This window comes from Clostridium sp. MSTE9 (assembly GCF_000277625.1).
Lineage (GTDB): Bacteria > Bacillota > Clostridia > Oscillospirales > Acutalibacteraceae > Faecalispora > Faecalispora jeddahensis.
This window is the reverse complement of the sequence record NZ_AKFU01000020.1, coordinates 13,244-34,970: the sequence shown is the minus strand read 5'-3', so window position 1 is coordinate 34,970 and position 21,727 is coordinate 13,244. Positions and strand designations below refer to the sequence as shown.

23 protein-coding genes and 1 tRNA gene are annotated in these 21,727 nt (G+C 51.2%); 8 read left to right on the top strand and 16 right to left on the bottom strand.

Annotated features, from left to right (window positions below; genetic code table 11):
* Positions 1-230 precede the first annotated feature (230 nt).
* On the top strand, positions 231-1,112 hold the full coding sequence (locus tag HMPREF1141_RS04545) for an IS30 family transposase (RefSeq protein ID WP_009061533.1): 882 nt from the start codon (positions 231-233) through the stop codon (positions 1,110-1,112).
* 688 nt (positions 1,113-1,800) lie between these two features.
* Here the strand turns inward: HMPREF1141_RS04545 and HMPREF1141_RS04540 are convergent.
* The 8 genes from HMPREF1141_RS04540 to HMPREF1141_RS04505 all read right to left on the bottom strand — a co-directional run bounded on the left by HMPREF1141_RS04540 (position 1,801) and on the right by HMPREF1141_RS04505 (position 9,237).
* On the bottom strand, positions 1,801-3,177 hold the full coding sequence (locus HMPREF1141_RS04540) for a hypothetical protein (RefSeq protein WP_009061502.1): 1,377 nt from the start codon (positions 3,175-3,177) through the stop codon (positions 1,801-1,803).
* Between the two features lie 307 nt (positions 3,178-3,484).
* Positions 3,485-5,356, bottom strand: coding sequence for an asparagine synthase (glutamine-hydrolyzing) (gene asnB, locus HMPREF1141_RS04535; RefSeq protein WP_009061517.1), 1,872 nt, complete (start codon positions 5,354-5,356; stop codon positions 3,485-3,487).
* A 124-nt stretch (positions 5,357-5,480) separates the two neighbouring features.
* The gene (locus HMPREF1141_RS04530) at positions 5,481-6,113 is read right to left on the bottom strand and encodes a CpXC domain-containing protein (RefSeq protein ID WP_009061469.1); all 633 of its coding nucleotides are present in this window, start codon (positions 6,111-6,113) and stop codon (positions 5,481-5,483) included.
* A gap of 20 nt (positions 6,114-6,133) precedes the next feature.
* Complete coding sequence (mnmA, locus tag HMPREF1141_RS04525) at positions 6,134-7,201, bottom strand: tRNA 2-thiouridine(34) synthase MnmA (RefSeq protein ID WP_009061529.1); 1,068 nt, start codon at positions 7,199-7,201, stop codon at positions 6,134-6,136.
* Positions 7,198-7,713, bottom strand: coding sequence for an NAD(P)H-dependent oxidoreductase (locus HMPREF1141_RS04520; protein ID WP_009061476.1), 516 nt, complete (start codon positions 7,711-7,713; stop codon positions 7,198-7,200). The genes mnmA and HMPREF1141_RS04520 overlap by 4 nt, the downstream gene beginning before the upstream one ends.
* A 12-nt stretch (positions 7,714-7,725) precedes the next feature.
* The gene (locus HMPREF1141_RS04515; RefSeq protein WP_009061474.1) at positions 7,726-8,256 is read right to left on the bottom strand and encodes a hypothetical protein; all 531 of its coding nucleotides are present in this window, start codon (positions 8,254-8,256) and stop codon (positions 7,726-7,728) included.
* A gap of 149 nt (positions 8,257-8,405) precedes the next feature.
* Positions 8,406-8,870, bottom strand: coding sequence for an ImmA/IrrE family metallo-endopeptidase (locus HMPREF1141_RS04510; protein ID WP_009061483.1), 465 nt, complete (start codon positions 8,868-8,870; stop codon positions 8,406-8,408).
* On the bottom strand, positions 8,851-9,237 hold the full coding sequence (locus tag HMPREF1141_RS04505) for a helix-turn-helix domain-containing protein (protein ID WP_009061514.1): 387 nt from the start codon (positions 9,235-9,237) through the stop codon (positions 8,851-8,853). The genes HMPREF1141_RS04510 and HMPREF1141_RS04505 overlap by 20 nt, the downstream gene beginning before the upstream one ends.
* Before the next feature lie 357 nt (positions 9,238-9,594).
* Between HMPREF1141_RS04505 and HMPREF1141_RS04500 the strand changes: the two genes are divergently transcribed.
* The 6 genes from HMPREF1141_RS04500 to HMPREF1141_RS04475 all read left to right on the top strand — a co-directional run bounded on the left by HMPREF1141_RS04500 (position 9,595) and on the right by HMPREF1141_RS04475 (position 12,676).
* Positions 9,595-9,831: a hypothetical protein gene (locus tag HMPREF1141_RS04500; RefSeq protein WP_009061467.1), complete on the top strand. Its 237-nt coding sequence runs from the start codon at positions 9,595-9,597 to the stop codon at positions 9,829-9,831.
* Positions 9,806-10,114 (top strand): sigma-70 family RNA polymerase sigma factor, encoded by a 309-nt coding sequence (locus HMPREF1141_RS04495; RefSeq protein WP_009061520.1) that lies wholly within the window; start codon positions 9,806-9,808, stop codon positions 10,112-10,114. The genes HMPREF1141_RS04500 and HMPREF1141_RS04495 overlap by 26 nt, the downstream gene beginning before the upstream one ends.
* 77 nt (positions 10,115-10,191) lie before the next feature.
* Positions 10,192-10,268: transfer RNA gene (locus HMPREF1141_RS04490), tRNA-Arg, on the top strand.
* Between the two features lie 153 nt (positions 10,269-10,421).
* Positions 10,422-10,985, top strand: a complete 564-nt coding sequence (locus HMPREF1141_RS04485; RefSeq protein WP_009061459.1) for a cyclase family protein — start codon at positions 10,422-10,424, stop codon at positions 10,983-10,985.
* Entirely contained in the window at positions 10,986-11,465 is a 480-nt protein-coding gene (locus HMPREF1141_RS04480) for a MarR family transcriptional regulator (protein WP_009061478.1), read from the top strand. It abuts the gene before it with no gap.
* Positions 11,466-11,800: 335 nt separating this feature from the next.
* Positions 11,801-12,676: a MurR/RpiR family transcriptional regulator gene (locus tag HMPREF1141_RS04475; protein WP_009061468.1), complete on the top strand. Its 876-nt coding sequence runs from the start codon at positions 11,801-11,803 to the stop codon at positions 12,674-12,676.
* Positions 12,677-12,891: 215 nt separating this feature from the next.
* Here HMPREF1141_RS04475 and HMPREF1141_RS04470 read toward each other — a convergent pair whose 3' ends face one another.
* From HMPREF1141_RS04470 to HMPREF1141_RS04460, 3 genes are all read right to left on the bottom strand, one after another.
* A complete protein-coding gene (locus tag HMPREF1141_RS04470; protein WP_009061462.1) occupies positions 12,892-13,371 on the bottom strand; it encodes a flavodoxin in 480 nt (159 codons plus the stop codon).
* Between the two features lie 22 nt (positions 13,372-13,393).
* Entirely contained in the window at positions 13,394-13,753 is a 360-nt protein-coding gene (locus HMPREF1141_RS16810) for a 4Fe-4S dicluster domain-containing protein (RefSeq protein WP_155863493.1), read from the bottom strand.
* 355 nt (positions 13,754-14,108) lie between these two features.
* Positions 14,109-14,672: a PadR family transcriptional regulator gene (locus HMPREF1141_RS04460; RefSeq protein ID WP_009061489.1), complete on the bottom strand. Its 564-nt coding sequence runs from the start codon at positions 14,670-14,672 to the stop codon at positions 14,109-14,111.
* Positions 14,673-14,996: 324 nt separating this feature from the next.
* On the opposite strand from HMPREF1141_RS04460, the gene HMPREF1141_RS04455 reads away from it, so the two are divergent.
* Entirely contained in the window at positions 14,997-15,500 is a 504-nt protein-coding gene (locus HMPREF1141_RS04455) for a pyridoxamine 5'-phosphate oxidase family protein (RefSeq protein ID WP_009061519.1), read from the top strand.
* Between the two features lie 207 nt (positions 15,501-15,707).
* Here the strand turns inward: HMPREF1141_RS04455 and HMPREF1141_RS04450 are convergent, their stop codons facing one another.
* The 5 genes from HMPREF1141_RS04450 to HMPREF1141_RS04430 form a co-directional block, all read right to left on the bottom strand.
* Positions 15,708-16,052, bottom strand: a complete 345-nt coding sequence (locus HMPREF1141_RS04450) for a winged helix-turn-helix transcriptional regulator (RefSeq protein ID WP_187119611.1) — start codon at positions 16,050-16,052, stop codon at positions 15,708-15,710.
* A gap of 292 nt (positions 16,053-16,344) precedes the next feature.
* Positions 16,345-17,778: an aldehyde dehydrogenase family protein gene (locus HMPREF1141_RS04445; RefSeq protein ID WP_242824558.1), complete on the bottom strand. Its 1,434-nt coding sequence runs from the start codon at positions 17,776-17,778 to the stop codon at positions 16,345-16,347.
* Between the two features lie 45 nt (positions 17,779-17,823).
* On the bottom strand, positions 17,824-18,867 hold the full coding sequence (locus HMPREF1141_RS04440; protein WP_009061504.1) for a substrate-binding domain-containing protein: 1,044 nt from the start codon (positions 18,865-18,867) through the stop codon (positions 17,824-17,826).
* A 165-nt stretch (positions 18,868-19,032) separates the two neighbouring features.
* Positions 19,033-20,025 (bottom strand): ABC transporter permease, encoded by a 993-nt coding sequence (locus HMPREF1141_RS04435; protein ID WP_009061536.1) that lies wholly within the window; start codon positions 20,023-20,025, stop codon positions 19,033-19,035.
* Complete coding sequence (locus tag HMPREF1141_RS04430; protein WP_009061527.1) at positions 20,022-21,515, bottom strand: sugar ABC transporter ATP-binding protein; 1,494 nt, start codon at positions 21,513-21,515, stop codon at positions 20,022-20,024. The genes HMPREF1141_RS04435 and HMPREF1141_RS04430 overlap by 4 nt, the downstream gene beginning before the upstream one ends.
* Positions 21,516-21,727: the final 212 nt, after the last annotated feature.

Here is a 21,727-nt window from a genome sequence, read left to right as displayed (position 1 = left end):
TTCCTCCACGTACTCGCTTCACGCGCAGGCCATGCCTGTGCGTGAAACAGAACCAGAGCGGGAGCTTCTCCCGGTTTCCAAAGGCAGCGCCTTTGGTCGTTGAGAGGGGGTTCCAAGGGGGAGAGGGCAGATTATAATATTAAGAGCAACACGGTTAGATTTAGAATAGACTGCAAGATAACCAAGGTATAAAATGAAGTTACCACACACCATTTTAACCGGAGGTTATCATGCAGCCATATCAACATTTTACACTGGAAGAACGGGAAAGTCTATGGTTTAAACGGCAGGAAAGGAAAAGCATTCGCCAAATAGCAAGAGAAATGAAAAGGAACCCTTCGAGTATTAGCCGTGAATTGAAGCGAAACGGGAAAAAGGACGGTTCATACAACGCATGGTGGGGGTGTTCTCTGTATATTTGGAGACGAAAAAAATGCGGAAGAAAAAGTCGTATCGGTCAGGATGAAAAACTACGTCAATTTATTTGTGAAGGATTAAATCGGTTCTGGTCTCCAGAGATAATAGCGGCAAAATGGAATGAAACAAACCCAGGTGAAAAGATAACATACAGCAGTATTTATAATGCATTAAAAAAGGATTTAATTGAAGGTTACAGCAGGAAGAAGCACCTTCGCAGGCAAGGGAAGAAAAAATATATTCGGGGCTTGAGTGCTGCCATCCATCCGGAACACCGAATAGGTGACAGACCAAATGAAATCGACGAAAGAAAGCGTATAGGTGATTGGGAAGGAGATACCATACTGGGAGGTTTAAACAAGGGCGGGTTAATTTCTCTTGTGGATAGGAAAAGCAGATATTTAATTTTATCTCTCATTCAGAATAAAAGTGCGAAAGAAACAAAACAAACCTTATGCAGTTCATTAAAAGACAAGCCAGTTCTGTCAATTACACTGGATAACAGCTGTGAATTTGCGGGATTCAAAGACAAGAAAGGAAGGGCCTGCCCCGGCCTGAGGGGCAAGCCTGCGCCAGCAGAATCCACACGGGGAACCCATAAAGACAAAAACAATGATTACAATGGAAAGCCGTCTGCGTGTAAAAACAACCATCGCACGCGCGACGAACGGATCACAAAGCAGAAGTTCTTCTAAGTACTCCCCCGCAACCTACGTGCAGGTTTAACCTGCCGCGACATGTATGCGGGTTCAGCCCACCTTACAAAAAAGCGCCGGATTCCTAAAAATCCGGCGCATCCTATTCCAATGTGACAATTTTTCTCATATCTGTATTTTATCTTGCAAAAAATCCCAAATAATGGTAGGATACCCATGTAAGGCATGATTAAAGTGCAAAGCAGGAACGGAGTGCGGGAACACCCCGTCCCCTGCTTACGGAGATAGGCCCTCCATAAGCAACGGCAAAGCCGCACTATGCAGACACAGTATAACTCATTTTTCCCCTTTTGTATAGGGGGGCTGTAGCAAGAATGAGAATCCCACCAACGCGGGAGTTGTGTATTGCACTTGGTGATTTAGGCGCTGTGTTTATGGAAACAGCCCTTTTCAGGGATTCCGTAACACGCGCTTTTTTGTTGCCTTACAGGCAAGCCCCGGCACGGGCCGGAGAATTTTTTCATGAACATTCTCCCCCGAATCTCATGCTGAAACGCGATGTTCGCAGTTCATCGCCGAAATTTCGGCCCTGCCGCCCTTGTCTGTAAGAGAATCCTTCCCGCACACATCGCCCATGTGCGGGTACCCGGCCATTCAGGCCGAAAGCGCCGTTCCTCAAAAGGAACGGCGCTGTTTTTTGCAGATTGAGCCTGCGCACGTTATCGGCTCAGCTCGTAAAATAGCTCAGGTTGCGGGCGGCTACGCCATGCTGCTTCACCCCGGCCGTTACCAGCACCCGGATGGAGGAATGCGTGCCGCGCACCGAGGAACTCACGGTGGTCGGGTCTGCGCTGGCCCTCAGGGCAGTAATGCGGTAATACACATCCACCAGCCCGTCGCTTCTGGTCACACGGCGCAGCTCCTTTACAGACGCGATATGCGAACGGCTGGAAGCCGTCTGTATCTCGTTGGCAGAGGCGCCGGAAAGCGTCACCTTATAATCATAAATGTTGCCCGGCGCGAACTCATAGCTCACGGTATCGATCATCACCCATCCGCTCTTGTTTGTCGGTGTAGAGCTTGATGTGACCGTCAGCGTATAGCTGGTGGTGGTTCCATTCGAAGATTTCACCGTAAACACAGACGTTCCCGCGGAAAGGCCCTGCACCTGGTATTGGGTGCCGCCATTTACCGCGGTGCCCGATCCCAGCACCTGCGCGACATTGGGATTGCCGGACGTTACCGTAAACGTGCCGGAGGTAGGCCTCTGAATGAAAATAGAAGCCGTTCCGCCCACCGCTACCGTGCCGGAATAGCTGCTCAGCTGCACGGAATCCGTGGTGCCGGAGCCACTGTTGCTGCCGGAGCCGGAAAGCCCCAGATTGGTGGGGGTCAGTACATAAGAGCCACCGTTGGAAAAGCCGATCTTAAACTGATCATCGTCATTCAGTTTATACTTTGAGCCCGTCACATAAGAAAGCTTGGAACCGGAGAGCTTATACAGGTAAAAGGAATTCTTCTCCGCGTTCTCCAGATCGTAAAAGACGGGGTATGTGATTTTGGCATCGTCGCCTTTATCCACAGGGAGGATCAGCGACGTATTTTTCGGCAGGGCCGACGTGTATTTCATCTGCAGCACCGCGCTGTTGATCGTGATGGGGTCTGAAATCGTTACAGTAGAAATGGAAGCCATCTTAAGCGCCAGATTGATGTCCGTAAGGGTGTCCATTTTGCCGCTGGTAAATTCCCAAGCGTATTCCATGTCGCCCTCTTTGGAGTAAATCTCGAATGTGGCCTTTCTGCCGCTTTTCTCAATCGCCTGCAGCGTAGATTTCGGCAGGGTGATCGAGCTCATATCCTGCACAGCCTTCGAGGTAGCGGATTCAAAATTCAGTTGAACCCTTACGTTATCGCGGTCGTTTGTCAGGATATATTCAATCTCCGAAAGCTTCGCGGCATCAAATTTAAAACTGGAAGTGCTCATTATATCAATATCTACGGTCTCCTCGTCTGTCGCGGCCTGGGCTGTCTGAAAAGGCACTGCAGTCCACATCAGCCCCAGCGACAACACTGCCGCGATCCATTTCTTCGACGCTTTTTTCATGGCTTTGCTCCTCCCTGCATTCATGCCCACTCCCCGCAGGCGTTTTTATGTAACCGATCAGATTTTATCACAAATTTCCTGTTTTTCCCTCTCATTATATATAAAATCTAACTCTGCGTCAAGGCAAAGGAGCAGCCCGCGCCGATTCTCGCCTCCCGTGATACACAGGTCAGCGTGTTCGCTTCACACTGATTTCCCGCTTAAAACACAAAAAAGAGTGCAGCAACATCGCACTCTTTTTTTGATTGATTCTCTGCCAGCGGATGCTTCCGTCATCCGGCACTTTCTTTCTGACGTGCTGCCTGTATCAATCTGCAAAGTTGGGCATATCGCCCTCTTCGTGGCCGGCTCCCTCAAAATAAACCTGGTACCACAGCAGGAACACAAACACCGTCCAGATGCGGCGGCTATAATCGCGGCGGCCCTTAAAGTGATCCTCCAGATACCGCAGAAGCTCCTCCGTGTGGAAGAACTGCTTCGCCAGATCGGACGAAAACGCATCCTTCACGATTTTATAGTACCGCTCGTCGCGCAGCCACACACGGGTAGGCACCGGGAAACCCAGCTTCTTCTTCTCAGCGGTGCGCGCGGGCAGATGCCGCAGCGCCGCCTGACGCATGGCGTATTTGGTAGTGTCGTTTTTCAGGCGCAGGCTCTTCGGAATCGCCGACGCCACACGGAACACCTCTTTATCCAGGAACGGCACGCGCAGCTCCAAAGAGTTCGCCATGCTCATACGGTCGGCTTTGAGCAGGATATCGCCCACCATCCACAGGTTGATGTCGAGATACTGCATGCGGGTTACGTCGTCCAAGTCCTTCACGCGGTCGTAATACGGCTTTGTCAGCGTCTGCGGGCGCGTCGCGATGGACGGGTCCCTGAGCAGGCGCAGCTTATCCTCATAGCCGAACATTTTAGCGTTGCCGATAAAGCTTTCGTTTGTGGGGAATTCTCCGCGCGTGATAAAGCCCTGCCCCACAAAGTGCCACGGCACCTTCTGCACCACGCGGCGCAGGAACGTGCGCAGCCACTGTGGCAGCTTATGGTAATTCCGGAATACGTCCGGCTCGTTGTAAACGGTGTAGCCGCCGAACAGCTCGTCAGCACCCTCACCGGACAAAACAACCTTGACATACTCGCTCGCAAGCTTCGAAACAAAGAACAGCGCAATACAGGACGGGTCGGCCAACGGCTGATCCATATGGTACTGCACCTTTTTGATGTTGCCCCAAAATTCCTCCGAGGTGATCAGCTTTTTATGGTGTTCCACACCGATCTCTTTTGAAAGACTTTCAGCCCAGTCGATTTCATTGTATTTTTCGCCGAAATCAAAGCCGACGGTAAAAGTTTTCTGTCCCGGGAAATACGTCGCCACATAGCTCGAATCCACGCCGCTCGACAGGAAGCAGCCCACCTCTACGTCGCTGATCTTGTGGCACTCGACCGATTCCTCGAACACTTTTTCAATCCGATCGATCGCTTCCTCTTCCGAAAGGGACTCGTCCGGGTCAAAGCGAGGCTCCCAGTAACGGGTGGTGGTCACCTTGCCGTCGCGGAACCACAGGTAATGGGCAGGCAGCAGGCAGGAAACGCCCTCAAAGAACGTCTTGGGCGGAACAGCGTACTGAAACGACAGGTAGTTGTTCAGCGTATCGTAATCCAAGCGCTTCTCAAAGCCCGGGAACTCCAGAATGCTCTTGATCTCTGAGCCGTACACAAAGTGGTCGTTGACCATGGTGTAATGCAGCGGCTTAATGCCGAAGAAATCCCGCGCGATAAACAGGGAATCGTCCTGCGTATTCCAGATCGCAAACGTGAACATGCCGCGCAGGCGGTTCAGCAAGTCTTCATGCCATTCCTCGAATCCGTGGATCAGCACCTCCGAATCCGTTTGCGTCGTAAATACATGCCCTTTTTCGATCAGCTCCGCGCGCAGTTTCTGATAGTTATAAATCTCGCCGTTGAAGGTGAGCACCAGCGTTTTATCCTCGTTGAAAATCGGCTGGTCGCCCGTAGACGACACGTCGATGATGCTCAGGCGGCGAAATCCCATTGAGATGTCGTCCGTCTGAAAGGCGCCGCTGCTGTCCGGCCCACGGTGCGTGATTTTATCGGTCATGCTTTTCAGCACAGCCTCCCTGTCAATGATTTCGCCTGTAAATCCGCATATTCCACACATAATCTGATTTGTTCCCCTTCTCCGGTTGAAAGTGTTTCCTCGCGAGGGATACTGATATGTCTTTTCCCCACCTTCGACGGGGAAAAGACACAGATATCATTCTTTCAGTAACATCCTTCTCCGCCTATTGCTCCAGCAGCGTTCTGGCCAGCGCCAAATCCACCAGCTGAAAGCCTGATTCCTGAAAATCCACACGCTCCGCGGCGCGAAGCGATTTTTCATATACCTCCAGCCGCACTCCCTGATACACCGGCTTTTCCTCTCCCCGCAGGAACATGGAAAAGCCCAGGTAGTCCAGCTCTTCGCTCTCTGTTAAAAAGAATGCTTTTTCCACTCTGGTTTGCTGCTTGCGCTCGGTCAGCTCCTGCAGCGCCAGCTTGACCATCTCCAGCGCCACGTCATTCAGGCCGCTTTCAAAGATCATCACTTTTTCTTTCAGTTCGGCGGGCGTGAGCACCAGCCGCTTTTTCAGCCCGGCAAGGGCCGGATGCCGCTGCTCCGCCTCAATCACCTGCTGAGTGCGCCCCGCCGGTGAAAGGCAGATCAAAAAACCGCGCTCCTTGTCGTGATACAGGCAGGGGTACACCATCTGCGCATGATAATCGCAGTCCGGGCATTCCCAGTAAAACAGGGTCTCGTTTAAAATCTGCTCCCGCTGCTCCGGATCGGCCGACGCGTCGATCTCGACCCACATGCGGCTTTTGTTCACCGCCCCGCAGCCGGGGCAGCTGAGCTCTTTGGTGATGCAGGCTGCCACAATAACACCCCCGTCGCTTCTTATAAAATCGTTCCGCCGCCGACTACCAGATCATCCTGGTAGAACACGACAGCTTGTCCCGGTGTAACGGCGCGCTGCGGCTCATCGAACAGCACGCGCACCTTTCCTTCCCCATCAGGCAGTACCCGCGCGGCCGCAGGCCTTGCCTGGTAGCGTACCTTGGCCTGCACATGCAGCTCGGCCGGCGGCTCGTCAAAGGCAATCCAGTTCAGATCGCCGGCGATCAGCTCCGAAGCATACTGGCTGCCCTCAGGCCCCAGAACGATCCGGTTGTGCTCAACGTCGATCGCATTCACATACATCGGCTGCGGAAAGCTGATGCCAAGGCCCTTGCGCTGGCCCACGGTATAATGGGTAATCCCCTTGTGGCGGCCGAGCACATGGCCCTCAGCGTCCACAAAATCGCCCTCGGGCAGCTCTTGGCCCGTATATCGGTGGATGAAGCCCGCGTAATCCTTGTTTTCCACAAAGCAGATTTCCTGACTGTCGGGCTTTTTTGCCACGGGGAGCCCGGCCTCCTGCGCGATGCGGCGCACCTCGGGCTTTTCCATCTCGCCCAGGGGGAACAGCGTATGCGCCAGCTGATGCTGCGTCATAGAATACAGCACGTAGCTCTGATCCTTCCCTGCAGGGGAACGGTACAGCAGCCAGCGGCCGTTTTGATTCTGCCGCACAATCGCATAATGCCCGGTAGCGACAGCGTCAAAGCCGAGCTGCTGCGCACGGCGCAGCATTTCTTCAAACTTTAAATACCGGTTGCAGTTGATGCAGGGGTTCGGCGTGCGCCCGGCCTGATAGTCTTTGGCAAAGGGTTCGATCACATCGCGCTCGAACTCCTCGGTGAAATTCATCACCAAATGCTCAATCCCCAGCCGATAGCAAACGCGGCGCGCGTCATCTATGTCATCCAAAGAACAGCAGCCACCGCTCTGGCTGCTGCACATGTACTCGTCCGGGCGCAGACGCATCGTCACCCCTGTTACCTCATACCCCTGCCTCTGCAGCAAAAGAGCAGCGACAGAGCTATCCACCCCGCCGCTCATTCCCAGCAGTATTTTTTTGCTCATGCTTTCTTGTCTCCGTCCTGTTCGCGCAGCTCCAGCTTTCCGTCGTCTGTCAGGCGGAACGCTTTTCGCTCCGCCTTAACATCATAAATCAGCTCCCGCGTTGCCTGCAAGTCCAGTATATGGGGGCAAACTGCTCCGGCCTGCTCCAGCTCCTGGCGCATCAGATTCAAAGCCTCGCCGGCGCCGCCGGCGTGAGTAACGAATCCGTATACCGTCTTTCCTCGCAAATCGTATTCCCGGATAAAATCGTTCATCGCGGGCGTGATGTTCCCGGCCCAGACCGGCGACGCCACGATCAGCGTTTCATATTCGGCAATATCGGAATCCACGGGAAGAATATCGCCGCTTTTGCGGCGGATTGCGTCATACACGCCCAGTGTATACGCGCTGACCAGACCCCGGTGGGCAATTTCCCTCAGCTCCACAAAATCGGCGTCCAGCGATTTTGCCATGCAGCCGCACAGCTTTTTTGTTTTCCCTGTCTGGGAAAAGCAGACGATCAATGGTTTCATGCCGGCGCTCCCTTATTCTTCTGTGGGAGGAATCACACTGCCGTCTGTCTCGTCGGCCGCTTCACCGGAGGTTTTTGTTTCGGAAGTGCTGAACTCCTCATCATACTCCGAGGCGCTGTGAGAATGGGTTCCCCCAACTCCGTCAACCCGGTGCAAATCACGCTCATCCTCGTACATATCGTCATCGTAGCTGTCGAACTCTGCGTCGTGTGCCTGGCAGGCATAGCAATCCTCATAGTCCTCGTACTCGTCGTACTCATCCTCTTCCTCGTCGGTCAACTCCTCCAGACGAGTCAAAGCACGATCCAGACGGCGGCGGGAATTTTCCAGGGCCAAACAGTGGCGCTCAGTCTCCTCAAGGTTTTTGTCACGCAGATTATTAAAATAGTATTTTCCCAGAGCAATATACGCGCGGTCGATGTTCTTTTCCTCACAACGTACCACAGCCTTGATCCGGTTAATCAGCGCGTTCTTTCGGTTGGCTTCCACTACAAAATCAATCGCTTTTGTCACATTGGATGCGACGGAAGATAAAATTTTCATAGCTTCTCCTTTATCCGCTGCACCGTTCCGTTTGATTTACCGGTGGCCCGGCCAGAACGGCAAATTTTTTCAATTGCTGCCCTTATTATATCGCAAAAGGCCTCGGAATAACAGAAAATTTTTGTGAATTTATTTTTAGAAACCTCTTTTCAGGAAACCAGGGCATGGCCGTCGCCCACGCAAAGGTTTACCACCCGCGCAGGCAGGCCGGAAAGCTGTGCCACACACTCCACGGTCAGCGGGCTGTACCACTCGCGCCAATCCGGCAGCCTGTCCTGCAGCAAAAGGCAGGCCGCAAAATAATCTGCCTGATTCTCCAGCCGCGGCATGCACAGGTTTGTCGTTTCCGCGAGCTCGACCGCATTCGTTTTCCCGTGCAGCAGCACGTGCCCCAGCTCATGTGCGCACACATACGCGCGCAACTCCGGCGGAACGCTGAGATTCAACACAATGGTAAAACGCTGCTGAAAGCAAAGGCAGAAGCCGTTCACCGACAGGGGCAGATCCTGCCACAACACGGGGATGCCCAAATGATCGCACAGCTCAAAAACGTCGCCGCCGTCAAACCGCAGCCTAAGTGAGCGAACCAGCCGGTCAATCCTTTGATTCGTCATTTTCTCCCTCCTCCGGAATGGCGATCGCCGCCGCCACCCGGATTGCATTCACGATTTTTTCACGGTCCGCCTCGGAAAGAGGCGCGCCGTTAAACATCAGCCCCTGCTGATTTTTCAGGATATTCGTAAAGCGGTCAATGACGGTATTGACCTCCTGCTGAGCCTGTGGTTCCTCCCGGATGCCGAGCAGCACATCCGTGCTGACATGGAACATGCGGGCCAAACGGGCCAAAAGCTCGCTGTCCGGCTCGCGCCGGCCCTGCTCATACATTCCCACTGCCGAGGCGGAAATACCCAGACGCCTTGCCAGCTCTGCCTGGGTCAGACCGTATTCTGTCCGTAGTTTTTTCAGTTCCACCGAAAACATAACGCTCACCCATCCCCCAATTTCACCCCGTCCCAGCCGGGACGCACCTGCACCAGGCAGGCGGCACGCCGACCGCGCAAACGGCTTTGCCGTTTGCGGCCGGAAGCTTTGATGCGGCCATTCTACCACACACTCCGTGTTTTTTCAAGAGCAAGTTTTCAAATTTTCGCCCTGCCTGCTGTCACTGTCCCATTTATCTCCCTGTGATCATTTTATCGAACATTTGTTTTATATTTCTATTGAAGTTCGGGTATTGCTATGATATGATAAAGCCTGACAAGCCCCGGTAATTCCATTCCACTCTGCCGCGCTTTGTCATTCAAACTACACGAATCGTGTATAAAAAGGAGAAATGACATGGATTATATGAGTTGGGGAGAAGAATACCTGGAGGAGGCGCGAGCGCTCAAAGCCAGAGTCGACTGTTTGCGCAAGCAGCTGAAAAACGCTACTCCCAATGAGGCCAAAGAACTGAATGAACGCATCACGCTAATGTATTCGATGTATTTAGACTGCCGCGAAACCGGGCGGTTGCTGCAAAGCTTCGCAAAAGAAAGGGGGGCGCGCCATGAAAAGGAAACGCTTATCTCTTGATCAGTTCACAGAGGGCCTTGCCGGGGTTCAGGAGTACCTTCGCCAGGGGGAATCGACAGATGCGGAATACCGCCGCATGCTGCATACGCTGCGCCGCGCCATGGAGGGCGAGCTCACCGACCGCCAGCGCCAGTGCGTACAGCTCTGTTTTTTTGAGGGCCTTACCGCGCGGCAGGCGGCACAGGAGCTTTGCATTCACGAATCGACTGTCAGCCGGCACCTGAAAAAGGCGCGGCAGCGGCTGGGGCGTGTACTCCTATACTCGTTCGACCGGCTGGAATAATGTTGACAAACGCTCTGTCCTGCTGTAAAATAGAACAGCTAATTGCCCCGCAGGACAGAGCGGACAATTTCATATTTGTCCCCGTAGCTCAGCTGGATAGAGCGTTCGCCTCCTAAGCGAAAGGCCGTGCGTTCAAATCGCGCCGGGGACGCCAGCAGCATGATGCTGCACCTAAATCGCGCTCCTCACCTTGGTGGGGAGCGCGATTTGTTCTATTCATGCATTATAGCTTGTCTCTTTTTGTTGACATGGACACAAAGCAATGTTATTATAATCGTGTCCCAGGACACAAAAGGAGTGTGATCGTATGTATATTGATATTACAACAAAAATAACACCGAAAATAATCAAAGATGCACAGGGAAACGAAACGAAGGCCCTGATCGGTCATCTTGGAACGCATTTTGATGTCATGAATAAAGAATTTCCGCTGGAATACCTGAAGAAAACAGCGGTTATTTTTGATGTAAGAAATGTGAGAGAAAGAGATATCAGCATAAAAGATATCGATCTGGATCAGATTCAAGAGCAGATGTTTGTCATTTTCCATACCGCATTCATAAAAGATGAAGGGTATGGTACAGAAAAATATTTCAAAGAGCATCCACAGCTTTCAGATGAATTAATTGATGTTCTTCTGGAAAAAAAGGTATCTATGATCGGCATTGACTTTGCAGGAGTCCGCAGAGGAAAAGGGCATACGCCCAAGGATCAATATTGTGCGGACAGGGGAGTTTTTATTATCGAGAACCTGTGCAATCTCGGGGAAGCTTTGCGTAATGAAGCACAGGTTAAAATGACTGCATATACCTTCCCGGTAAATTATGCGGAAATGACAGGCCTTCCATGCAGGGTTGTTTTGGAGGTGTAAATGTTGCCGGAAGGGTATCGTGAATTACTGGATCAGTTCGCCGAATACTTAGAGAAGCAGGAAATGCTTTCAAGACTGACTGAGGCGGATTTTCTGCACGGATACAGTTATGCGGAAATCCACTGTATTGGTATGATCGGAGAGATGGAAAATCCAACTGCTTCTAAGATTGCAGAACGGATGAAGATGACCAGAAGCGCAATCAGTAAGATGACGAAAAGGCAGATCAAAGCAAAGCTGGTTGAAAAGTATTCCCTCGATACGAACAAAAAAGAGGTGTATTTCAGACTAACGGAGGCAGGATGGAAATTATATCGGGAGCATGAAAACAGGCACAGGCTCTGGGAGCAGAGAGATACGGAATTCTTTCAACACCATTCGGCAGAAGAGCTGAACAGAGTACTCCAATTCATGAAGGAATTTAATCAGTACCTGAGAGTGCAGATAGATAAAATAAACAGCCAGCAAGTTACCGGTTGAAAATTGAAATTTCCCTTCGACGAAGGCATTCTTCAAAAAATCTTTTTCACTATTGCTTTAAAAGGCCTGCAAAGCATCCTTTGCTTCACGGACCTTTTTGTTACGGAATATTCCAGCTGCCCCGCTCTCTCAGGAATTCCTGTTACTAAAAATCATAAATTTGCAAATCATTCGAATATTATCGTTATTCCCTTTGCCGTTCATGTAAATCTATCGTTTCCACACAATTGAATCTCGCTATTCCACAAGCTGATTTCATGTTATTCGATTGACAAAATAGATCATCAATTATAAAATAAAGAGTATCATACAGATTATGGATAAGGTGTAAATATATGGAAGAATCTGCCCTTAATCAGATTATTCGAGTAAAAGACCGTCTTTCCAAAAAGCAGCGTGTGCTTTGTGAATATATCGTATTAAACTACAATCAGGTCATTACGATGTCTGTAGCGGAGTTAGCGAAAAATGCAGGCGTAGGAACCACAACGGTTATGCGCCTGATCAAAGAGCTGAATTACGAATCCTATCAGGAATTCAAAAAAGCGCTTGTGGAAGATACCATTATCCGCACCACCGAAATTTATTCCAATATGAAGCAGTCCCTGCTTGCACACCCTAAAAATGAAAAAAACACGCTGACTACCATCATGCAGATGCTCAACCGCATTGCATCCGACTTGATGGGCAGCGTAAACACGCAGCAGTTTGAAAAGTCCGTTCAAATGCTACTGGACGCAGAGCATATTTTTCTGTTGGGCTTTCGCAGCAGTTATGCGGTCGCCAAATATTTTGAAGACTCCGTGCACATCTTCTCCAGAAAGGTCATGCAGCTTTCTGACACACAGGAATACTTATATGACTATATTTTGCACATGAAGCCGACGGACGTTTTGTTTGTGATCTCGGAATGGCCGTGTACACAAAAAACGGTGGACTTTGCGTATTTATGTCATAAAAACGGGATTCCGATCGTACTGGTTACCAATACGTTGCTTAGCCCCATGGCAAAATACGCCGACGCCACGATTTCAACGAATGTGGTCAGCTCGCGCGCAGGGCGGCTTCCGTCCATGCTGGTGATTGAAGCGTTAGTGCAGGAGCTTGGGCGCAGAACCGCTCCGCAATCGATCGAGATGCTCGATTCTTTGCAGACCGTGCTGACTGAAAACCAAATTGTCCTGTATCATGATAAAGACATCAATAATTGAATTTGCAATTTATCTGAAAGCATTTGGCAGATATCCGGGTGCAGAAACACCCGCGGATATTAGATCCGCGCACATCGGTATTGATATCTAAACTTGTAATCCTAACTATAAAAAGCCGGCCCTGAAAGAGGGCCGGCTTTTTTCATGAATCACAGAATCATTCCGTCAGTGTATAAGCGAAAAACAGCCAGCAGCAGACAATTGGGCGCGGCGGGTTAAATCGCCAGGCCCTTGGCCCACTCGGCAGCTCTTAAAGCGTTTTCCTCTGTTTTCTTCTTTGGCTCAACAAAATCAATTTCACCTAGAAACTCGTTCCCGGGAAGCGCTTTCTTCAGCTTGGTAAAGCACTTTTCGGCTCCGCCCCCTCCATGGCTGGCGAACAGAGCGATCCGCTTTCCAGAGATTTTCGATTGGCTGATAAAGCTTTTGATTGGCGGCGCAAATGATCCGGCCCAAACAGGCGTTCCGATGATTATGGTATCATACCGGTTCAAGTCGATGCGTTCGTTTGTCAGCTCCGGCTCCTCACCGAAAATAACGCTCTTCCCTCCCCAAAAATATTTGCGGAATCCCTCTGTCGGGTACTCCTTGCTTGTTTTTAGCTCGACGACATCGGCGTTTATTGTCTCAGCAATCTTTTCCGCAATCATTTTTGTGTTGCCGTTAAACGAAAAATATACCACCAGAGTGCTCATAGTCATTCTCCTTTTCCGTATGTTATCTCTGTTTCGGATACATTCCGAAGCGGATGGCTTTTTTAGGGCAGCTGTCGACGCATTCAAGGCAGTTGATACATTCGGGGGAATCCATATGGCCGGATTTCACCATCTCAGCCACATTCAGACCCATCGGACACACGCTGCTGCACTTCCCGCAGGAAACACAAGTGTTGGGGGCAGGCATCAGTCCAAATCTCGGGATGTGGAGAAGGTCCGAAAGCTTCTCGCCCGTTACCATAAACGGGGCCATCCAGCAAAGGCTGTGGCACATGCCGCGCCGGCCGGTTAGGAGTGTGAACAGGTATATGATGGACATGACGATCGCGTATATCATGATATAATGCTTATCGATATCCACAAGATACAGAAAATTCCCCTTGAGCGGGCGATTTTGGAACCAGAGGAACACGATGAATGAAATCCACACCGCCCAGATGATGTATTTGGAGAGGTTCCTCCCTTTGCTGTTCCATTTGCGGTTATTTGCACCAGAAATATAATCCTGCCATGCTCCGCCGGGACAGAGCCATCCTCAGAAAATACGGCTGCCAAAAATGGGAAACAGCAGGAGCAGTCCGAAAACCATTGCGCTTCCGTTCACTATGCCACTTGCAGCGGACAGAACAATCACAAACGGCGACAAAAAGAAAAAGGTCAGCGGAAACATGAGTGCGGAAAAAGCAAGGATGCCTTTGCGGGCCCTTTGTCTCATGTTAGGAATCAGCTCCCCTCTCAGAAATGATTTTCTTCGCTTCAACTGCCCAGTCCCTCATTGCGGAATAGATATACACGCCGCAGAGTGCGGTCAGCTGACTGTAGAAGCAGTCAACCTCTTTCTCCTTTAACTCTTTGAAAAGCTCGATATATCCGTTCATATCCTTGACCAGCTTTTCATTCCGCCCGATGAAACTGTCCAAATGCCCAAGTAGCACCTCTGGCTCCGTGTTTTGCCCAAAGGAAATCTTGAGTAAGATTTCGTACCGCAGCTTCTCGATTTCAGGCTCCTTTTGCAGCCAATCAGAAAGCTCTTTTCTGCCTGCGTCGGTAATGCTGTATACGATCTGCCCGCGTCCGTTTTCGGGCTGTGTACGATCAGAGCTGACGGCAAGCCCCTCTGCAACCAGCTTCTTAAGCGTGGGATAGATCTGACCGAAGCTCTCCTGCCAGAAATGACTGTATTCGTTCTCTATCCATTTTTTAATCGTATAACCAGTCTGTGGCATGCGCGCAAGCATCCCCAGCATGACATATTTCGATATTCCTGTATTCTCTTTCACAATATACACCTGCTTTTCTCAACCTATCGAAATGATATATCATTATGATATGTTTGTCAAGAGAGAAAAATTTAATATTCAAAAACAGAAAGACTGGAAAACCCGAATACAGAAAAGTTTTTTTCACTATTTCTGGTCCTCATAAAATGCAAAGCGATCGATCCCATCTGCGCTGTTATCGATTTACAGTTGAAAAAGACATGGGATTATGGTATATTTCATATTGAATTTGCCGCCGGGTAAACGTCTTTCATTCATTCCATTAGGCCATTGAAGGAATGAGTGTCAGGCGTTTTATTTTTTATACCAGAAAGAGGTGCCGATATGTTTAGAGAAATGCGTCGTAAAAAACAGGCTTTATCTTTAGAAGAATGCATTCAGGTGTTGAATCGGGGAACGTCAGGTGTGTTAGCGGTATCCGGGGACGATGATTATCCCTACGCTGTTCCGCTCAGTTATGTATATCGCGACAACAAGATTTTCTTTCACTGTGCCAAAGCGGGGCACAAGCTGGATGCGATTGCTAAAAATGCAAAAGTATCGTTTTGCGTGATTGATCAGGATCAGGTGATACCGGACGAATACACCAGCTATTTTCGAAGCGTTATTGTTTTTGGCAAAGCTCATATCTTAGAAGAGGAAACAGAAAAAAGAAACGCCATCGATATGCTGGCCGAAAGATATGCTCCCAGTCATGAAGAAAGCCGCCGCCTGCAGGCAATTGAAAAGGAATTTCACATCCTGTGCATGATCGAGCTTACGATTGAGCACATCAGCGGCAAAGAGGCGATCGAGCTGGTCAAAGCCAAGCGTGTTCAAGGCAATTAAAATCGTATGATTTCAGCTTTTTCGCGGAAAAACTTGAAATCAGGGATGATGAGCAGCCTCTGGCCCTCACATCGCATCTACCGTTCCCCTGCCTTGTCACAAAAAAGTGCCGGAAAGAGTTTCTCTCCGGCACTTTTTTTGTTGTTGATTTTTATGATACAGCAATCTCTGATTGCCGGATTCGACCGAAAGAACAAAAAACGTCTGTCAGTCTTCTTCTTCGTCGTCCTCCGCTTCCTCACAGCCGGGATCGCTCTGAACATTCTTCCTGGCCAGCTCAGCATAATACTGCATGTTCGTCTTTCCCCATTCAAACATCTCATCCACAATCGGAACCAGCGTTCTTCCAAGCTCCGTCAGGTGGTACTCGACTCTGGGGGGAACCTCATCAAATACATTCCGGTAAATAATTCCATCCTGCTCCAGCTCGCGCAGCTGCTTGGTCAGAATCCGGTTGCTGATGTTCTTAAACAGCCGGAACAGCTCGCCGTACCGAAGCGGACCCTCGTGCCCAAGGTGCCACAAAATCACAATTTTCCACTTGCCGCTCATCAGTGAGAGCGTAAGCTCTTTTTCGCAGTTATACTCTCCGTTTAAAAGCCGCTTTTGAAGACTCTGCCTTAGCGTCAGTACCAAAACAATGGCCTCCCTTTTTCTGAAGATCTTTCGTCTTCATCCTTTTTCAAAATCCGTATTACCAGTATAAGGCAATTTTATGAAAAAGTAAATAAAAATAAGGCGGATTCTCCGAATATTTTAAAGCAGGAATGCCAAACAAGACCCATTACTATTTGTAATGAGCCTTATTTGGCATTTGTCCAATCTATGCTATCACTCAGGAGGCTTATGCGCGTAAAACATTTTTCAGGATATAGGATTTTTCCTGTGTCATTTCATCCAGCGTGACGCTGATTCCTTCCCGGCCGATCCCGCTCATTTTCCACCCGCCGAAGGGCTGGTCGGTATGGCGGTAATTGCCCGAACCATTGATGACCACGCCGCCGCACTCCAGCTGCGATGCAACGCGCATCACCCTCTTCATGTCGCGGCTCATCACACCGGCCTGCAAACCGAAAATCGTATGATTCGCAATCCGGACTGCTTCCTCTTCCGTGTCAAACCCGATGATTGGGAGCACCGGCCCGAAAATTTCCATGTTGCAGGCTACCTCCATCTCGGGTGTCACCTGATCGAGGACGGTCGGCTCAAAGTACGATTCATCATAAAGGTCGCCGCCATACAGAAGCTTTGCTCCCTGCGCCACCGTGAGATCTACCTGCCGTTTTACTTCCCGCGCGGCCTTGGGGCTGATCAGCGAGCCGAGCTCGGTCGCCTCATCAAGCGGGCTTCCCAGCTTCAGGTTCTCCAGCCTTTGGATCACCCGTTGGATAAACTCCTCCTTAACGGAGTTCTGCACCAGAAAGCGCTTCGGCGCGCAGCAGGTCTGGCCCGCATTCTGCACACGTCCCTGCACTGCGTCGGCTACAGCCAGCTCCATGTCGGCGTCCTCAAACACGATAAAGGGATCGTTGCCGCCCAGCTCCAGGAAGATGCGCTTGAGGGTTTCCGCTCCGGCTTTGGCGATGCCTCTGCCAACCGCGGTGCTGCCGGTCAGGCTGATCGCGTTGATCCCGTCGCTGTTGACCAGCATATCGCCCACCACGGCACCGCCGCCGGTGACCAGCTGCAGCACGTTGCCGGGAACGCCGCACTCAAGGCAAAGCTCCACAATCTTCATAATCGTCAGGGGATTATCTGTGGCCGGTTTAATAATGACTGCGTTCCCCGCCGCCAGAGCCGCTGCCGCTTTCTGCGAGCAGAGCTCCACCGGGTAATTGAATGGGGAGATACAGGCGACCACGCCGAGCGGCTCCCGCTGGGTAAAGATCATGTCGTTTTCCGTACCGACCTGATAATCTGTCATGGTTTTTCCATAGTGGTGGTTTGCGGCCTCCGCAAAACCGCGGAAAATCTGTGCGCAAACGCGGATCTCGCCGCGCGCCTCGCGGATGATTTTGCCCATTTCGGTAGAGAGGCTCACAGCAAGCTCTTCCCTGCGGGCATCGATTGCATCCGCACATTTTGTCAGAATCCTCGAACGCTCGTGAACGGGAGTCGCCGCCCAAACCCGCTTGCCAATCTGCGCCGCGTCGACCGCACGCTGAACATCCTCCGCAGTCGCCACCGGAATCGTATCAAGAAATTCCTGCGTTGCGGAATTCAGAACATCTGCGGTGGCCGCATCCCCTGCGTCGACGCGTTCTCCATTGATAAACATTTTCAATGTAAGACACCTCACCTGTCTGTTGAATTTTGTGCGGGATCAGAAGGAAGCGTTCGGGTCGTAATACTTATCCACGTTCTTCTTGCTGACGCTGACCGGATCCAGATAAATCGTTCTGGAAATGCTCTCGCCGCCGTACCATTTCAGCACGGTTTCCAGAGTCAGCGTTGCGCATTCCTTGGGGTCGTTTCTGCCGGTAGCCAAAATCTGGCCGCCCTCTTTGATCAGGCGGTACATTTCCTTCTGGCCGTCTGCGCCGACGATCACGATGTCGTTTCTCTTTGCCGCCTGAACCGCTTTGAGCGCGCCCAGCGCCATATCGTCGTTTTCGGCGACGATGCAGTTAATGGAAGGGGCTGCCATCAGCATATCCTCTGCCGCGGAAAGGCCGCCCTCCTGGTTCCAGTTGCCCCAGCCCTGTGTCAGAACCTGCACGCTGGTTTTGTTGGATTTGCCGAGCTGTGTTTCAAGAATGCCCTTCATTACGCCCATTCTTCTGTCAACGCCCAGCGCGTTGCCCTGATTGCCGCTGAGCAGGCCGATCTTGATTTCCTTATCGCCGAAGTGCTCGGCTACGTCGATGCCGACCTTGTTGCCCAGCTCGTAGTTGTTCGACTGGATCATCGCAATGTAATCCGCCGTGGGGTCAGCCGTGTTATCCATAATAAACACCGCAATTCCGGCCTTGGTCGCTTCCTGTGTTGCGGGAATCACACCCTTGGGGTCCTTGGGATTGATCACGATTACATCGCAGCCCTTTGCAATCAGATCCTCAATGTCGGCCTGCTGCTTCGTCATATCACCGTCGGCGTTCGCCGTAAAGCAGGTGATCCCCTGCTTGGCGCAGGCTTCCTTAAAGGAGCTTTCCTGCGTGGCAAAATACGCGCCGCCCAGCGTTTGCATCGAAAGGCCGATTTTCAGCTCTTTTACGTCCTTTTTCGTTTCCGCCGAAGAGGAAGTTCCGCCCGACGGAGTCTCCGCCGGCTTTTCTCCCGTCGAAACTGCGCCCGCGCAGCCGAATAAGGATGTTCCCATCATGCAGGCTGCGAGCAGCACACCCGCCACCTTTTTCCTGTTTTTCATTACTACAATCCTCCCTATCAAATGATTCACACCTGTTTTGTTTGTCGCAGAATCCCCGCTCCGGGAAAAACGCCTTGGTAGTGCGTGGGGCGTTTTTATCCCTTTGCAGGGGAATCCAGGTATTTGAACGGCGGCACTACTCGCCGAACCCCTGCCAATGCCATGCTAATTCTTTTTGCGGCTGCCCTGCAGCAGTACCGCAACAATAATGATGATTCCCTTGATGACCTGCTGCGGGTAACCCGCCACGTTCATCAGGTTCATAATGTTGCCGATCAGCCCGAGGATCAGAACGCCTACCAGCGTATTGATCGCCGTGCCGCGCCCGCCGGAAAGGCTTGCGCCGCCGATCACGCAGGCCGCGATCGCGTCCATTTCCATTCCGCTGCCGATGGTGGGCGAGCCCACACCGGTGCGCCCGTCGCTGATGATGCCGGCAAACGCGCACAGAAAGCCCGAAATGGTATAGACCATCCACTTATAATAGTTCACCCGGATACCGGAAAGGCGCACCGCTGTTTCGTTGCTGCCGATCGCCTGTACAAACCGGCCGAAGCTGGTGTACCGGAGCAAAAACGCGATCACCACAAATACCAGAAGCGCCGTGATCACCGGAAACGGGATGGAATACAGGGAGCCCTGACCGAAAATAGAAACCGCCCGGCTCTGAATCGGGATCGGCGTACCCCTCGAAACGATATAGGCAATGCCGCGCGCGGCGGACATCATCGCCAGCGTAACCACGAACGGCGCCATGTTCTGAAACGCCGAAAAATAACCGGAAATCATGCCGCACAGCGCCGCGAAAAAGAAGGTCAGCAACAGCGCGACCGGCAAGCTGGTAAAGGTTGCAAAATAAGCAAACAGAACGCCGCTCAGCGCAACGACCGATCCAACCGAAAGATCGATTCCTCCGGTCAGAATCACCAGCAGCATACCCATGCTGACAATGGTGGTACCCGAAAGCTGCCGCAGCAGGTTCGAAAGGTTTTTCTGTGTAAAAAACGCGTCCGATATCGTACTTGAAATGATGATCAGCAGCAAAAGCACCACAAGAGCTATGTATTTCTTAAAAAGCTCGGAGGCACGTTCCTGCCCCGTGAATTTTCCCCGCAGTCCTCCTTGCAGCTTCAAATCGTCGCCTGCAGAATGGTTCATTTCGCATTCCCTCCAACCGCTAGTTTCATAATGTTCAGCTCAGAAAGCTCTTCCTTTTTCAATTCTCCCTTTTTTTCGCCGTTGTCGATCACAATCGTTCGGTCACACATGCCGATGATCTCGTTCAGCTCAGAGGAAATGATGATCACACCCAGATTGCGTTTGGCAAACTCGTTGATCAAATTATAGATTTCGATTTTGGCCCCGACATCCACTCCGCGCGTCGGCTCGTCGAAAATAATCACCTGAGAATCGGTGTTGAACCATTTGGCCAGCACCACCTTCTGCTGATTGCCGCCGCTGAGCTGATGCACCGCCGCATCGATGCTGTCTGTTTTCACCGTCAGCTTTTCCACAAGCGACTGTGCAAGACGGTTCTCCTGCCCCTGCCGGATGACGCCAAGAAACCCCCGAACGCTGCGGATATTCGGCATGGTGATGTTGTGCTTGATGGCAAAATCCAGCACCAGTCCCTGCTCCTTGCGGTTTTCGGGAATGAGACCGATCCCGAGCCTCACGGCGTCCTTCGGGGAATGGATCGTGACCTCTTGTCCGTTCAAATACACTTTCCCGGATTTCTTCCTGTCCGCGCCGAAAATCGCGCGCACAATCTCGCTTCTGCCGCTGCCCACCAGGCCCGAAATGCCAAGCACCTCGCCCCGGCGCACAGAAAAGCTGATCCGGCGAAAGGCCTCGCCCTCCAGCTCCTCCACCCGCAGAATTTCTTCGCCCATCTCGACTGCGCGCGGCGGAAACATGGTGGAAAGCTTACGGCCGATCATCAGCTCGATCACCTGGTTCATCTCCATCTGATCGCGCCGGCCCGTGCCGGTCACCTCACCGTCGCGCATGATCGTAATGGAATCGGCGATCTGAAAAATTTCTTCCATCCGGTGAGAAATGTAGATGATGCTGACCCCTTCACTGCGCAGCTTATTCAGCGTTTCAAACAGCGCTGCGGTTTCCTTCGGGCTCAGTACGGCGGTCGGCTCATCCAGAATCAGAATTTTTGCGTTCTGCGAAAGCACCTTTGCGATTTCGACCACCTGCTGGTACGCGACGCTCAAATCCTGCACACGGCTTTTCACGTTAATGTCGAAATTCAGACTATGTAAAACAGCTTCGGCCTTTTCGTAAAGGCGTTTCCAGTCGATCAGCTTGCCGCTGCTCAGCCGGTCCAGAAAAATGTTTTCGGCCACCGTCAAATCGCCGGCCAGTTCAAATTCCTGGTAAATGATCCCGACCCCCAGCTCTTTTCCCCGGCGCGGGGAACCGATTTCCACCGGTACGCCGTCAATCTCAATCGTTCCCTCGTCTTTCTGATAAGCGCCGGACAGAATTTTCATCAGCGTGGACTTTCCGGCTCCGTTTTCGCCCACCAGCGCATGAATTTCACCGGGCCTTACCGCAAGGCTTACGCCGCTCAGCGCTTTTACGCCTCCAAAACTTTTTTTGATCCCTTCCATCCGGACACGATACCTGTCCTCCAAGATTCTGCCTCCTTTCCCCCAAAACACAAGCACGCACGCAATTTGTTATATTTACTAAAAAAATTACCGTTTTGTTTTTAATATTATTATAATCTTCTTGAGGCGAATGTAAAGTACGCACATTTTTGTTAGTGTGATAGTTACAAAAATGTGCGTACTTTACAATGAGAAAAAATGAGGTATACTGAAATCAGAAAAATTTACAAAAAATA